General features: G+C 64.1%; 15 protein-coding genes. 7 read left to right on the top strand and 8 right to left on the bottom strand.

What is annotated here, in order from left to right; all coding sequences use genetic code 11:
- Positions 1–159: 159 nt before the first annotated feature.
- Positions 160–1332, top strand: a complete 1173-nt coding sequence (locus OKW39_RS05765; RefSeq protein WP_429361823.1) for a pyridoxal phosphate-dependent aminotransferase — start codon at positions 160–162, stop codon at positions 1330–1332.
- Positions 1333–1441: 109 nt separating this feature from the next.
- On the opposite strand, the gene OKW39_RS05770 is transcribed toward OKW39_RS05765, so the two are convergent.
- Positions 1442–2089 carry a glutathione S-transferase family protein gene (locus OKW39_RS05770; RefSeq protein WP_187610954.1) on the bottom strand — a complete coding sequence of 216 codons (648 nt, stop codon included), beginning with the start codon at positions 2087–2089 and terminating at the stop codon, positions 1442–1444.
- Positions 2090–2216: 127 nt separating this feature from the next.
- Between OKW39_RS05770 and OKW39_RS05775 the strand changes: the two genes are divergently transcribed.
- The 6 genes from OKW39_RS05775 (at position 2217) to OKW39_RS05800 (ending at position 8569) form a co-directional block, all read left to right on the top strand.
- A complete protein-coding gene (locus tag OKW39_RS05775) occupies positions 2217–3773 on the top strand; it encodes a 3-hydroxyacyl-CoA dehydrogenase (RefSeq protein WP_429562257.1) in 1557 nt (518 codons plus the stop codon).
- Positions 3770–4558, top strand: coding sequence for an oxepin-CoA hydrolase, alternative type (locus OKW39_RS05780; protein WP_090803799.1), 789 nt, complete (start codon positions 3770–3772; stop codon positions 4556–4558). The genes OKW39_RS05775 and OKW39_RS05780 overlap by 4 nt, the downstream gene beginning before the upstream one ends.
- A gap of 21 nt (positions 4559–4579) precedes the next feature.
- Positions 4580–5296, top strand: a complete 717-nt coding sequence (locus OKW39_RS05785) for a histidine phosphatase family protein (RefSeq protein ID WP_429562258.1) — start codon at positions 4580–4582, stop codon at positions 5294–5296.
- 20 nt (positions 5297–5316) lie between these two features.
- Positions 5317–6423, top strand: coding sequence for a phosphotransferase (locus tag OKW39_RS05790; RefSeq protein WP_429562259.1), 1107 nt, complete (start codon positions 5317–5319; stop codon positions 6421–6423).
- Positions 6424–6480: 57 nt separating this feature from the next.
- Entirely contained in the window at positions 6481–7740 is a 1260-nt protein-coding gene (locus tag OKW39_RS05795) for an acyl-CoA dehydrogenase family protein (RefSeq protein ID WP_429361829.1), read from the top strand.
- Positions 7741–7867: 127 nt separating this feature from the next.
- The gene (locus OKW39_RS05800; protein WP_018420032.1) at positions 7868–8569 is read left to right on the top strand and encodes a glutathione binding-like protein; all 702 of its coding nucleotides are present in this window, start codon (positions 7868–7870) and stop codon (positions 8567–8569) included.
- Between the two features lie 98 nt (positions 8570–8667).
- Here the strand turns inward: OKW39_RS05800 and OKW39_RS05805 are convergent, their stop codons facing one another.
- From OKW39_RS05805 to OKW39_RS05835, 7 genes are all read right to left on the bottom strand, one after another.
- The gene (locus OKW39_RS05805) at positions 8668–9144 is read right to left on the bottom strand and encodes a MaoC family dehydratase (protein ID WP_429361830.1); all 477 of its coding nucleotides are present in this window, start codon (positions 9142–9144) and stop codon (positions 8668–8670) included.
- A complete protein-coding gene (locus OKW39_RS05810) occupies positions 9141–9599 on the bottom strand; it encodes a MaoC family dehydratase (protein WP_090803790.1) in 459 nt (152 codons plus the stop codon). The genes OKW39_RS05805 and OKW39_RS05810 overlap by 4 nt, the downstream gene beginning before the upstream one ends.
- 33 nt (positions 9600–9632) lie before the next feature.
- Positions 9633–10760: an acyl-CoA dehydrogenase family protein gene (locus OKW39_RS05815; protein ID WP_429562260.1), complete on the bottom strand. Its 1128-nt coding sequence runs from the start codon at positions 10758–10760 to the stop codon at positions 9633–9635.
- Positions 10761–10769: 9 nt separating this feature from the next.
- Positions 10770–11966, bottom strand: coding sequence for an acyl-CoA dehydrogenase family protein (locus OKW39_RS05820; protein ID WP_090803787.1), 1197 nt, complete (start codon positions 11964–11966; stop codon positions 10770–10772).
- Between the two features lie 48 nt (positions 11967–12014).
- Positions 12015–12440 (bottom strand): DUF1178 family protein, encoded by a 426-nt coding sequence (locus tag OKW39_RS05825; protein ID WP_184072125.1) that lies wholly within the window; start codon positions 12438–12440, stop codon positions 12015–12017.
- 216 nt (positions 12441–12656) lie between these two features.
- Positions 12657–13181 (bottom strand): helix-turn-helix transcriptional regulator, encoded by a 525-nt coding sequence (locus tag OKW39_RS05830; protein WP_429336039.1) that lies wholly within the window; start codon positions 13179–13181, stop codon positions 12657–12659.
- A gap of 85 nt (positions 13182–13266) precedes the next feature.
- Positions 13267–13512 carry a hypothetical protein gene (locus OKW39_RS05835; protein WP_429562261.1) on the bottom strand — a complete coding sequence of 82 codons (246 nt, stop codon included), beginning with the start codon at positions 13510–13512 and terminating at the stop codon, positions 13267–13269.
- Positions 13513–13524 lie beyond the last annotated feature (12 nt).

Here is a 13524-nt window from a genome sequence, read left to right on the forward strand (position 1 = left end):
CCGAGCGCATGTTGAAGGTTCATCGTCAGGCGGCTTCTGACGATCAACGCGACACCCACGGCGCGCACAGCGTGTCGCGATTCCCTACAATCAGGCTTCGCCCTTCGCAACGACAGTTCGAGAACCGGCCAACCTTATCGCCCTGCTACCCACGACGCCATGAACGCACCGCACGACACGCCCACGAGCCCCACGTTTCCGTCTCGCCTGCCGAACGTCGGCACGACAATTTTCACCGTGATGAGCGCGCTCGCCGCGGAAAAAGGCGCGGTGAATCTGGGTCAGGGCTTTCCCGACTTCGCCTGCGATCCGCGCATCGTCGACGCGGTCGCGAACGCGATGCGCAACGGTCACAACCAGTATCCGCCGATGGCCGGTGTGCTGCCGCTGCGTCAGGCGATTTCGGACAAGATCGCGAATCTGTACGGCCGCCACTACGACGCCAATAGCGAAATCACCGTGACCGCGGGCGCCACACAGGCGTTGCTGACCGCGATTCTTTGCACTGTCCATCCCGGCGACGAAGTGATCGTGATCGAACCGACCTACGACAGCTATCTGCCGTCGATCGAACTCGCGGGCGGCAAGCCGGTCTTCGTCACGCTCGACGCACCCGACTACGCGATCCCGTTCGACAAGCTCGCCGCCGCGATCACGCCGAAGACGCGGCTCATCATGATCAATACGCCGCACAATCCGACCGGCACCGTGTGGCGCGAACAGGACATGCGCAAGCTCGAGGAGATCGTGCGCGGCACCAACGTGCTGATCCTGTCCGACGAGGTGTACGAGCACATGGTCTACGACGGCGCGCCGCATGAAAGCGTCGCGCGTTATCCGCAACTCGCGCAGCGCAGCTTCGTCGTGTCGAGCTTCGGCAAGACCTACCACGTAACGGGCTGGAAAGTCGGCTATGTGGCCGCGCCCGCCGCGCTGACCGCCGAGTTCCGCAAGGTGCACCAGTTCAACGTGTTCACCGTCAACACACCGATGCAGATCGGCCTCGCCGATTACATGAAAGACCCGGCGCCGTACGTGGAGCTACCGGCGTTCTATCAGCGCAAGCGCGATTTCTTCCACGCGGGCCTCGCGAATTCGCGCTTCAGGCTGCTACCGTGCACGGGCACGTATTTTCAGTGCGTCGACTATTCGGCGATCAGCGACCTGCCCGAAGCCGAATTCGCGCAATGGCTGACCGGCGAAATCGGCGTCGCGGCGATTCCGGTCTCGGCGTTCTATCACGAGGCGCACGAGTCGGGCGTGGTGCGCTTCTGCTTCGCCAAGCAGGAAGGCACGCTCGCTACCGCGCTCGAACGGCTCGCGCGGCTCTAGGATGCCTTGCGCGATGCCACGAACGAACCCACGTTACTTGCCATCGCGCTGCGCGGCACGGGTGTGCGCTTCGCACCCATGCGCGCTTCATGGCACTGCGCTCATTCCCTCAGGACGCACGCGATGCCGCGACACAGGCCTTGCGATCCTCCGTCACGCGCTGCGCAGCCGGCCGCGGGTTGATCGTCTTCACGTAGCGCTTCCAGTCGATCCCCGCTTCGAGCAGAAGATCGCGGCCGTAAATGGTCTGTGTCGCCATACCGACGAGCGGCAGGCTCACGTAGCCGGCGGTATCCGCCACGCTGAATTGCTCGCCGCACAGATACGGCGAGAACTTCGCGATCCGTTTGAAACCGGCGATGTGATGCGTGAGCAGCTTCTCGACGCGCCCTTTCGTCGCGTCGCTGACCGTGCCGCCGAAAAACGCTTCCTTGTACAGATTGCGCACTGTCAGCTCGAGATGTACATCGACGAAAAAGATCATTTCGCGTTCCTTGGCGGCCTGCCACGGATCGGCGGAGAAGATCCGCTTGTCGGGAAAACGCGCAGCCAGATATTCGACGATGCACTGCGACTCGCAGAGGTCGCCGTGCTCGGTCTGCAGATATGGCACCTTGCCGAGCGGCGAATGCTCGAGCAGCGCTTCCTCCTGACTCGGCTTCACGAACTGCTCCTCGAACTCGATGCCATGTTCGAGCAGCACGAACTTGACCTTGTTGTAGTAGTTGGACAGCGCAAAACCGCACAGCTTGATCATGGGGTGTCTCCTTGTGTCATGGTGTGTGAGACCGCGCGTCGAGGTTGAAGCAGCGGCTTTCCATCGAATCATCCAAGAAATTGCACGATCGTGCTATTCTAAAATAACCATGGAGTCGGGCATCACAATGAACTCTCGCAATTTCAGCATCGCAACCATCGGCATCGTCGGCACCGGCGCGATGGGCCGCGGTATCGCGCAAATCGCGGCGCTCGCGGGCCTGCGCGTGCGGCTCTACGACACCCACGCGGCCGCCGTCGGCGCCGCGCGCGACTATCTCGCGGAGACTTTCGCCAAATTGACGGCCAAAGGCAAGCTGGAGCAGTCGCGCTCGCTCGCCGCGCTCGTCAACGTGAGCGGCGTGCAGACGATCAGCGAGCTGGTCGGCTGCGATCTCGTCATCGAGGCGATCGTCGAAAAGCTCGAGGTGAAGCAGGCGCTGTTTCGCGAGCTCGAAACCGTGGTCAGCGGCCGCTGCATCCTCGCGTCGAATACGTCGTCGCTGTCGATCACCGCGATTGCCGCGGGCTGCACCGATCCGTCGCGCGTGGTCGGCTATCACTTCTTCAATCCGGTGCCACTGATGAAGGTCGTCGAAGTGATCGACGGCCTGCGCAGCGACCCCGAAGCCGGCGACGCGCTGATGGATCTCGCGCGCCGCATGGGCCACACGCCGGTGCGCGCGAAGGACATGCCGGGTTTCATCGTCAATCACGCGGGCCGCGGCATGAATACCGAGGGCTTGCGTGTGGCGGGCGAAGGCGTCGCGAGCTTTGCGGACATCGACCGCATCATGCGCGAGCAGGCCGGCTTTCGCCTCGGGCCGTTCGAGCTGCTGGACCTGACCGCGCTCGACGTGTCGCATCCGGTGATGGAGTCGATCTATCACCAGTTCTACGAAGAACCGCGTTACACGCCGTCGCCGATCACGGGCACGCGGCTATCGGGCGGACTGCTCGGCCGCAAGAGTGGCGAAGGTTTCTATCGCTACGTGGACGGCAAGCAGCAGGTTGCCGCCGAAGCGCCCGCGCCGACCACGCTGCCGCAAAGCGTGTGGGTCAGCCAACGCTACCGCGACGCGTACGAGGCCGTCGTGCAACTGGTCGGCAAAGCGGGCGTAAAGCTCGACGAAGGCGCGACGCCCGCCGCCGGTTCGCTGATCGTCGTCACGCCGTTTGGCCACGACGCGACCACGGCCGCGGTCGACGAAGCGCTCGACGCGAGCCGCGTCGTCGCCGTCGACGCACTGTTCCCGCTCCTCAGCGCGCAACGCCGCACGCTGATGACCACACCGGCCACGACACGCGCCGCGCGCGATAGCGCGCATGCGCTGTTCGCCGCCGACGGCATCCCGGTCACCGTGATCCGCGATTCGACCGGCTTCGTCGCGCAGCGGGTGGTCGCGACGATCGTCAACATCGGCTGCGACATCGCGCAGAAGCAGATCGCGACGCCGGAGGACATCGACCTCGCCGTCATGCTCGGCCTCGGCTATCCGCGCGGACCGCTCGCGCTCGGCGACGCGCTCGGCGCCACCACCATTCTCACGATCCTGCGCAACATGCACAGCGTGCTCGGCGAGCCGCGCTACCGTCCGTCGCCATGGCTCGCAAGACGCGCGCAACTCGGCCTCGCGCTCACGCAGCGCGACGCCGCCGACATCCCAACGGAGACCCAATCATGAGCGCCGCCCTGCTCGCTTCACGCCCGGCCAGCAGCGAATCCACGCTGGTCCTCACGCTGTCGAACCCCGGTGCGCGCAACGCGCTGCATCCGGACATGTACGCCGCGGGCATCGAGGCATTCGATACCGTCGAGCGCGATCCGTCGATTCGCGCCGTCGTGATCACCGGCGCCGATAACTTCTTTTGCGCGGGCGGCAACCTGAACCGCCTGCTCGAAAATCGCGCCAAAGATCCCTCCGTGCAAGCCGATAGCATCGACATGCTCGCTCAATGGATTTCGGCACTGCGGCTATCGTCGAAGCCGGTCATTGCCGCGGTGGAAGGCGCGGCGGCAGGCGCCGGATTTTCGCTCGCGCTCGCCTGCGATCTGATCGTCGCCGCGGACAACGCCAAATTCGCGATGTCCTACGCGCGCGTCGGTCTGACGCCCGACGGCGGCGGCTCGTGGTTTCTCGCAGAGGCGCTGCCGCGCCAGCTGGCCACCGAGGTACTGATCGAAGCCAAGCCGATCGGCGCCGCGCGTCTGCACGAACTCGGCGTCGTCAACCGGCTCACCAAAGCCGGCACCGCGCTCGATAACGCGCTCGCCTGGGCCGACGAGCTCGGCGCGATTTCGCCCAATTCGGTCGCGCGCATCAAGGGGCTGATCGCCGCGGCCGGTACGCAGCCGCTCGCGGATCATCTGGTCGCCGAGCGCGATAACTTCGTCGCGTCGCTGCATCATCGCGACGGTCTCGAAGGCATCACCGCGTTCCTCGAAAAACGCGCACCGATCTACAAATGAACGACGAGAGAGCCGCCCGACATGCCCGACTACCAACTGCCGAAACGGCGCCGCATCTTCCTGATGCGTCACGGCGACGTCACCTACTTCGACGACTCCGGCCGCGCGATCGATCCTGAAACCGTGCCGCTGAACGCGAACGGCCGCGAGCAGGCGAGCGCGGCGGGCCGCGTGTTCGCCGAACAGCAGGTGCGCTTTGACCGCGTGATCGTCAGCGGCTTGCCGCGCACGATGGAAACCGCGCGGTGCGTGCTTGCCGAAACGGGTCAGCAGATCGAGCCCGAAATCGAGCCCGCGTGGCGAGAAATTCGCGGCGGACGGCTCGGCGGCATTCCGCCGAGCGATATCGAGGCCGCGTTTCTCGGCGTGTTCGACGGCATCGTGCCGGAGAGCATGCGCTTTCTCGACGGCGAAACGATCGGCGAGCTGTTCGATCGCGTTCTGCCGGCCGTCACGGCGCTGCGCGAAGACACGTCGTGGGACACCGCGTTGCTGGTGCTGCACGGCGGCGTCAATCGCGCGATCCTGTCGCACGCGCTGACGGCCGGCGGCCGCACGTTCTTCGGTCATCTGGCGCAGGCGACCGGCTGCATCAATGCGCTCGACGTCGGCGCCGCGCCGCGCGACTGGGTGCTGCGCATGCTCAACTATTCACCGCCGTCGCCGTTGCATCGCGACGTTCGCAACACCACGATGGAAATGCTCTACGCACAGTTCATCCGATACCAGCGTAGCTGACACCGAACTGGAGGAGACACATGGCGCAAGCCACGCAGACCGGCGAACCCGCACGCAGACAGGACTACTCGGCTTTCGAGGGCACCCGCCCGGTCAACGAGCGGCAACGCTTCGACAACGACGCGCTCGCCGCGTGGCTGGCCGGACATGTCGGCGGATTCGAGGGGCCGCTCACGCTCGAGCAATTCGCGGGCGGACAATCCAATCCCACGTTCAAGCTGATCACGCCGTCGCGCGCGTACGTGATGCGCGCGAAGCCCGGACCCGCGGCGAAGCTGCTGCCGTCCGCGCATGCGATCGAACGCGAATACCGCGTGATGCACGCGCTCGCCGACACCGACGTGCCGGTCGCACGCATGCTCGCGCTGTGCGAGGACGAAAGCGTGATCGGTCGCGCGTTCTACGTGATGGAGTTCGTGGAAGGTCGCGTGCTGTGGGATCAATCGCTGCCCGGCATGACGCCCACCGAGCGTGCGGCGATCTACGACGAAATGAATCGCGTGATCGCGGCGTTGCACAGTGTCGACGCCGCCACCGCCGGCCTCGCCGACTACGGTAAGCCAGGCAATTACTTCGCGCGCCAGATCGGCCGCTGGAGCAAGCAGTATCTGGCGTCCGAGACCGAGCCGATCGACGCGATGCACCGGCTGATCGAATGGCTGCCGCAGCATATGCCGGCCGAAACGAACGAGCGCGTGTCGGTCGTGCATGGCGACTACCGGCTCGACAATCTGATTTTCGATCGCAACGAGCCGCGCGTGCTCGCGGTGCTCGACTGGGAACTGTCGACGCTCGGCGATCCGCTTGCCGACTTTGCTTACCACTGCATGGCGTGGCATGTCGACCCCACGCAGTTCCGCGGCATCGCGGGACTCGATTGGGCCGCGCTCGGCATTCCCGATGAAGCGCGGTACGTCGAGCGCTATTGCAAACGCACCGGTTTCGAGATTCGTGGCGACTGGAATTTCTATCTGGCCTACAACATGTTCCGCATCGCAGCGATCCTGCAAGGGATCATGAAGCGCGTCGTCGACGGTACCGCATCGAACGCGCAGGCGCTCGACGCCGGCCGGCGCGCGAAGCCGATGGCCGAACTCGCCTGGCGCTATGCGCAGAAGGTTCTCTAGACACAAGGGCGCGCCCTGCTCCCCATCATTCGCAGTCCGTTACCCGCGAGGTCCAAGATGAATTTCGATTACACCCCGAAGGTCCAGGCGTTGCGCGAAAAGCTGCTCGCCTTTTTCGACGAGCACATTTACCCGAACGAACAGGCGTTCTATGCGGAGATCGCGCGCAACCGCCAGAACGGCAACGCATGGGTGCCGACCGAACTGGTCGAGCAACTCAAGCAGAAGGCGCGCGACGCCGGTCTATGGAATCTGTTCCTACCGCAATCGGAGCGCGGCGCGGGCCTGACGAATCTCGAATATGCGCCGCTGTGCGAGATCATGGGCCGCGTGCCGTGGGCGCCGGAAGTGTTCAACTGCAACGCGCCGGACACCGGCAACATGGAGACGATCGAGCGCTACGGCAGCGAAGAGAACAAGCGCGAGTGGCTCGAACCGCTGCTGCAAGGACAGATCCGTTCGGCGTTTCTGATGACGGAGCCAGAGGTCGCGTCGTCGGATGCGACGAACATCCAGACCAGCATCGTGCGCGATGGCGACCATTACGTGATCAACGGTCACAAGTGGTGGTCGTCGGGCGCGGGCGATCCGCGCTGCAAGGTCTATATCGTGATGGGCAAGACCGATCCCGACGCGCCGCGCCATCAGCAGCAGTCGATGATCCTCGTGCCCGCCGACGCCACCGGCATCACCGTGCATCGCCCGCTCACGGTGTTCGGTTACGACGACGCGCCGCACGGCCACATGGAGATCACACTCGACAACGTGCGCGTGCCCGCTACCAGCATGCTGCTCGGCGAAGGCCGCGGCTTCGAGATCGCGCAAGGCCGTCTCGGCCCGGGACGCATCCACCACTGCATGCGCCTGATCGGTCTCGCCGAACGCGCGCTCGAATTGATGGCGAAGCGCTCGCTGCAACGTGTCGCGTTCGGCAAGCCGGTGGCGTCGCAAGGGGTCACGCAGGAGCGTCTCGCCGAGGCGCGCTGCATGATCGAGCAGGCGCGTCTGCTCACGCTGAAGACCGCGTACATGATGGATACCGTCGGCAACAAGGGCGCGCGCGGCGAGATCGCGATGATCAAGGTGGTCGCGCCGAACATGGCGTGTCAGGTGATCGACTGGGCAATTCAGGCGCATGGCGGCGGCGGCGTCAGCGACGATTTTCCGCTCGCGTATGCCTATGCGTCGGCGCGCACGCTGCGTTTCGCCGACGGCCCCGACGAAGTGCATCGCAACGCGATCGCCAAGCTCGAACTTGCGCGTCATATGGATGCGGGCGCGGCGGCTCGCGTTGAGATGCCGGTCACACGCGTTTGAGTGCTTCGGCTCGGTGTGAGCGTGGGGACTGAGCCCGCGGCAAGCAGCGTCGCGCGATCTATGCTCTAATTTTCGGCAACGGCGGCGCCCTCTTTGCGGCGCCGCTTCGACGAACAAAGGAGCCAGGATGATCGACGTCTATAGCTGGGCGACCCCGAACGGCCACAAGATTCATATCATGCTCGAGGAAACGGGCCTACCCTACAACGTGCATGCCGTGAACATCGGTGCCGGCGACCAGTTCAAGCCGGAATTTCTCGCCATCAGTCCCAACAACAAGATTCCCGCGATCGTCGATTCCGAAGGTCCGAAAGGCGCCGACGGCCGGCCTTTCGCGCTATTCGAATCGGGCGCGATCCTGATTTATCTGGCCGAGAAAACCGGCAAGTTTCTACCGAGCGATCCGGCCGCGCGCTACGCGGCACTGCAATGGCTGATGTTCCAGATGGGCGGCCTCGGTCCGATGCTGGGGCAAACGCATCACTTCCGCGTGTATGCACCCGAGCAGATCGAATACGCGGTCAATCGCTACACCAATGAGGCGCGACGTCTGTACGGCGTGATGGACACGCAACTCGGCAAGACGCGTTACCTGGCCGGCAACGACTATACGATCGCGGACATCGCCGCGTTTCCGTGGACCCGTTCGTGGAAAAACCAGGGCATCGAGCTCGATACGTTGCCGAACGTGAAACGCTGGCATGAAGAGATCGCTGCGCGGCCGGCGGTGGTGCGCGGCGTCGACGTGCTGGCGTCGGCGCGCGCGCCGCTGATGGACGACAAGGCGAAAGAGATCCTGTTTGGCGCGACGCAGTACGCGAAACACTAGTTTCGGCCGTCTCGCTGACGCGGCTCGATACAAACAGAAAGCGCGAGCGGCATGCCTGCCGGCTCGCGCTTTTTCATTTCGTCTGCGAAGGGAAAACGCTAGAAATAATGCCGCGTGATGAACTCCGCGACGCACACCGGTCGTTTGCTGCCCTGACGCTCCAGCATCACGTTCCACGCGAGTTGCACGCCGCTGTTGTCGACGTCGGTCACCGACTCGACGGCGAACTTCCCGCGCAGCGACGACCCCACGAGTACCGGCGACATGAAACGCACGCGGTTCAAGCCATAGTTGACTCCCATGCGCTGCTCGATCTTCACCGTTTTGCCGAGCAAAGCCGGAATCAGCGACAGCGTCAAAAACCCATGCGCGACCGGGCCGCCAAACGGCGATTCGCGTTTGGCCCGCTCGGGATCGATGTGAATCCACTGATGATCGCCGGTTGCCTCGGCGAAACGGTTGACCCTCTCCTGATCGACGCTCAGCCATTCGCTGACGAGCGGCTCGGCGCCGATGAGCGCGCGCAAAGCACCCGCATTGTCGAAAGCGACTAGCGTCGCCGCGCTCGCCGTCATGCCGCCGCTCCCGGATTGCGCAGGCCGAACATGCCGTTCGAGCGCACGGTGATCACCGTTTCGCCGTGCTGATTGATGCCCTCCCAGCGTGTCGACACGATGCCGCGATCCGGCTTGCTCTGCGACACGCGCTTGTCGACGATGACGTTCATCATCGTGATCGTGTCGCCGACTCGTACCGGCTTGAGCCAGCGGATCTCGTCGATCCCGGGCGAACCCATCGATGTCGAATCCGCCAGTACCTTGCGCACGAGCATGCCCATCATTACCGAGCAGGTGTGCCAACCACTCGCGACGAGGCCGCGGAATGGCGATTCGGCCGCGGCGGCTTCGTCGAGATGAAACGGTTGCGGATCGAACTTCTGCGCGAACTCGACAATCTCCTCGCGCGTGAACATGTGCTTGCCGATTTCGCGGCTCGAGCCCACTTCCATGTCTTCGAAACTGATTTTCATCGTGCACCTCCTTTGTCCGGTGGAACGGCCCGATCAGTCTTCGGCGACCGCAAATCCGGGCAGCGTGGCAAACCGCGCGAGATGATGATCGACGTCGCCAAGCGTGGTCTCGATGATCGCGAGGCGCTTGAACAGATGCGCGGCCGCCACTTCGTTCGTGACACCCATGCCGCCGTGCAACTGCACCGCCTGTTGACCAACGAAACGCGCGGCCTGGCCGACCCGAACTTTTGCCGCGGAGATCGCTCGACGGCGCTCGTTCGCGTCTTCACTCGCGTAGCGCATCGCAGCCAGATACGTGATCGAGCGCGCCTGCTCCGCGTGGATCAGCATCTCGACCATGCGATGCTGCAACGCCTGGAAACGCGCGATCGGCTGGCCGAACTGCTGGCGCGTTTTGGTGTACTCGACGGTGGCGTGATTGAGCGCGTCGAGCGCGCCGAGCGCTTCCGCGCACAGCAGCAGCGTGCCGTAGTCGGCGATCTGCTCGAGGGTTGCCGCCCCCCCGTGTTCGCCGGCGAGCCGGCGCGCGGGCGTGCCATTGAATTCGAGCGTCGCGGCGCGTTGACCGTCGATCGTGCGGTACTCGGTGAGCGTGACGCCGGCCGCGTCACGCGCGACGACAAAGAGTGCGATCTCGCCATCGAGGCGCGCCGGCACGATCCAGTGGTCTGCCTGCGCGCCGTGCAGCACGACCGATTTGGTGCCGCTCAGCGCGTGCTGCGCACCCTGCCCGTTCGCGGTCGTCGCGACGTCGAACAGATCGTAGCGCGCATGCGGCTCGTGAAACGCCACGGCCAGCCTCGCTTCGCCCCGGGCCGCCCGTTCGAGCAGCACGGCATCTTCGCCGTCGCCGGTGCCGGCAAGGCGCAGCGCTTCGATGCCGACCGCGGTCGCCCAAAACGGCTCGACGACGAGCGCGCGGCCGAGCTCCTGCATGACCACGAGCATGTCGAGCGGACCACCGTTGAAGCCGCCCTGCGTTTCGGGCACCGGCAACGCGGTCAGCCCCAGTTCGGTGAACGCGGCCCAGTGCACAGCCGATACGCCCGCCTCCGAGCGCACGATCTGCTGGCGCGCTTCGAAGCCGTAGCTCCTGTCGAGATAGCGGCGCAGCGCATCGGCAAATTGCTGTTGTTCGTCGTTGAAAGTGAAGTCCATGCGCCCCCCTCAAAGTCCGAGAATCATCTGCGCGATGATGTTCTTTTGAATTTCGTTCGAGCCGCCGTAAATCGACGTCTTGCGGAAGTTGAAGTAGTACGCGGCAAGCGGCGCGGCATCGTCGTCGCCGGCAAGACTGTGCTCGCGTTCGCCTTCGAGGAACGGCACGTCGAACGGCGCGGCCAGCGGGCCGATTGCTTCGAACATCAGCTCGGTGAGCCCCTGTTGCACTTCCGTGCCCTTGATCTTCAGCATCGACGCTTCCGGGCCCGGGCCGCGACCGCCCGCCTCGTTGGCTACCACCCGTTGCACGGTGACTTCCAGCGCCATCAACTCGATTTCGAGACTCGCTACCTTCGCCGCAAATACCGGATCGTGCAGCAGCGGCTTGCCGTTCTTTTTCTGATTCAGCGCGACACGCTTCAGAAACGCCAGCTCACGCTTCGACGCTCCGACTCGCGCAATGCCGGTACGCTCGTGGCCGAGCAGATATTTCGCGTACGTCCAGCCGCGATTTTCTTCGCCGACGAGATTGTCGACCGGCACTTTGACGTCCTCGAAGAACACCTCGTTGACTTCGTGATCTTCGTCGAGCGTGATGATGGGCCGCACCGTGATGCCCGGGGTTTTCATATCGATCAGCAGGAACGAGATGCCCTCCTGCTTTTTGGCGCCGCTGTCGGTGCGAACGAGGCAGAACATCATGTCGGCGTGCTGGCCGAGCGTGGTCCAGGTCTTCTGGCCGTTGACCACGTAATGATCACCGACGCGCTCCGCGCGGGTGCGCAGCGACGCAAGGTCGGAGCCCGATCCCGGTTCCGAGTAGCCCTGACACCACCAGTCCGTGCCGTCGAGGATACGCGGCAGATAGTGGCGCTTCTGCGCCTCGTTACCGTACTTCATCAGCACCGGCGCAACCATCGACACACCGAAAGGCAGCACGGAAGGTGCGCCGATACGCGCGCACTCTTCTTCCCAGATATGTCGTTGCGTCGCGTCCCAGCCGGGGCCGCCGTATTCGCGCGGCCACGCGACTGCCGACCAGCCTCGCGTGCCGAGCAGCCTGTGCCAGCTTGCGAAGTCTTCGCGGGAAAGCCGTTTGTGATTGAGAACCTTGTCGCTCAGCTCGCGAGGCAGATTTGCTTCGAGCCAGGCGCGGATGTCGGCGCGGAACGCGTCTTCAGCGGGGGAATAGTCCAGATTCATGCGTAGTGTCTCCTGGCCGCCACCGCCCGGCCGCCTGGAGCCACCGCGCTATTGCAGTGGTTCCTTCAGCGCAGCTGGGACCGGCAGCGGCATCACTTCGATGCCTTCCTCGACCAAGGCACGCGCATCCTCCGGTGTCGTGACACCGCGAATACTGCGCACAGGCGCTTCGTTGTAGTGAATGCGTCGTGCTTCCTCGGCGAAGCGGTCGCCCACGTTCTCCGTCTTCTCCAGTACCTCGCGCAGCGCGCGCATCAGGTGCGCCTGCATTTGCTCCACGCCCGCCGGCGCCTTGGAGTCGGTCGCGCCCGACAGATTCAGACGCGGTGCCGAAGGCAAACGGCTCACCTCGTTCGCGCCGCAGATCGGACATTCGACGAGCTTGCGGGACTGCTGCGACTCGAAGTCATCGGTCGAAGCGAACCAGCCTTCAAACCGATGGCCATGCGGACACTGTAAATCGAGGACCTTCATGTGGAATCAGGGCTTGCGTGCCAGTTTAGCGCAAAATGGAAATTTGTGAACGATCGTTCGCAAAGCTTTAGAGTCGACGCGCAAGCGTCAGCGGCCGCAAGGGAATATGACGCGGGTGGGCGATTTTAACGCTTTACGGCAGGTGCTGCCGAAGGCGGCCCGGCTAGTAAGCGGTGCCACATCTGCTCCGCTCTACGGCCCGCTTGCGGCGCACTGCTACGCCACGAGATTGCTCAGTTGACGGCTCACACGCGGTTCAATCTGCCGGGCCTCCTTCGTCAGATTGATCTGCTTCGCGAGTTTTGCGACATCCGCCACACCGACCTCAATCTCGTACCCGCCGCGCGCGGTCAGCCATTCGAGCACGTCCGCCAGATGCCAGACCGACGCACTGCCTTCGTGGACCGGTGACGGGAAGTCGATTGCGTTGTTCAGCATCAGCTTGCGCATGTTTTGCCGCGACACGCCGGCCACCTCGGCCACGTCGGTCAGCCCTACGAAGTCAGGTCCCGCCTCGACCAGCCGCGCGGACGGCACCGCACCTTTCACGTCCTTGAGCGCGCTGGTGACAGCCGCGAGCGCGCTCGCGCCTTCACGGGTGAAAAGCAGCCCGAGGCGGCCGGGTTGCCCGACGCCAATCGTGGCGTCGTCGCACCCCGCTTCGCCCAACCGCTCGACGATTGCGTCTGCATCGCATTCTTCCGCGGCGAGGCGGTATTTCAACGTGAACACATATTCCATACGTTACTCCTGTCTTCGTTGAGCCCAGGTTGTTGCGATTCCTGCTTGATACCTGCTTGATACCTGCGTGATACCTACGAACCCACTAGCGCAGTGCCGTGCAGTTGCCGACGATGCGCCGCAAGTGCCTGGCGTGATTGCCGGCATTCTTCGGCGTACTCCAGACGCTCGATATACAGAACTCCCCGCAACGACATTCGGCGTCTCTGTACGGGCAATGGATTTTTCCCCACGCATGACCTCTTCCGCCGTCCTGAACGCGCCAGCCGTGCTGCTCCGCGTATGCCAATGCGGCCTCGATCTCTTTCTTCATGTGCCTTGCTCGAACCATCGAGACCTCCAA

Origin of the sequence: Paraburkholderia sp. MM6662-R1 (assembly GCF_050436245.1) — a bacterium.
Taxonomy (GTDB): domain Bacteria; phylum Pseudomonadota; class Gammaproteobacteria; order Burkholderiales; family Burkholderiaceae; genus Paraburkholderia; species Paraburkholderia tuberum.

Coding starts and splice junctions, on each gene's coding strand:
- OKW39_RS05765 (WP_429361823.1), top strand. CDS start 160: ATGAACGCACCGCACGACACGCCCACGAGCCCCACGTTTCCGTCTCGC.
- OKW39_RS05770 (WP_187610954.1), bottom strand. CDS start 2,089: ATGATCAAGCTGTGCGGTTTTGCGCTGTCCAACTACTACAACAAGGTC.
- OKW39_RS05775 (WP_429562257.1), top strand. CDS start 2,217: ATGAACTCTCGCAATTTCAGCATCGCAACCATCGGCATCGTCGGCACC.
- OKW39_RS05780 (WP_090803799.1), top strand. CDS start 3,770: ATGAGCGCCGCCCTGCTCGCTTCACGCCCGGCCAGCAGCGAATCCACG.
- OKW39_RS05785 (WP_429562258.1), top strand. CDS start 4,580: ATGCCCGACTACCAACTGCCGAAACGGCGCCGCATCTTCCTGATGCGT.
- OKW39_RS05790 (WP_429562259.1), top strand. CDS start 5,317: ATGGCGCAAGCCACGCAGACCGGCGAACCCGCACGCAGACAGGACTAC.
- OKW39_RS05795 (WP_429361829.1), top strand. CDS start 6,481: ATGAATTTCGATTACACCCCGAAGGTCCAGGCGTTGCGCGAAAAGCTG.
- OKW39_RS05800 (WP_018420032.1), top strand. CDS start 7,868: ATGATCGACGTCTATAGCTGGGCGACCCCGAACGGCCACAAGATTCAT.
- OKW39_RS05805 (WP_429361830.1), bottom strand. CDS start 9,144: ATGACGGCGAGCGCGGCGACGCTAGTCGCTTTCGACAATGCGGGTGCT.
- OKW39_RS05810 (WP_090803790.1), bottom strand. CDS start 9,599: ATGAAAATCAGTTTCGAAGACATGGAAGTGGGCTCGAGCCGCGAAATC.
- OKW39_RS05815 (WP_429562260.1), bottom strand. CDS start 10,760: ATGGACTTCACTTTCAACGACGAACAACAGCAATTTGCCGATGCGCTG.
- OKW39_RS05820 (WP_090803787.1), bottom strand. CDS start 11,966: ATGAATCTGGACTATTCCCCCGCTGAAGACGCGTTCCGCGCCGACATC.
- OKW39_RS05825 (WP_184072125.1), bottom strand. CDS start 12,440: ATGAAGGTCCTCGATTTACAGTGTCCGCATGGCCATCGGTTTGAAGGC.
- OKW39_RS05830 (WP_429336039.1), bottom strand. CDS start 13,181: ATGGAATATGTGTTCACGTTGAAATACCGCCTCGCCGCGGAAGAATGC.
- OKW39_RS05835 (WP_429562261.1), bottom strand. CDS start 13,512: ATGGTTCGAGCAAGGCACATGAAGAAAGAGATCGAGGCCGCATTGGCA.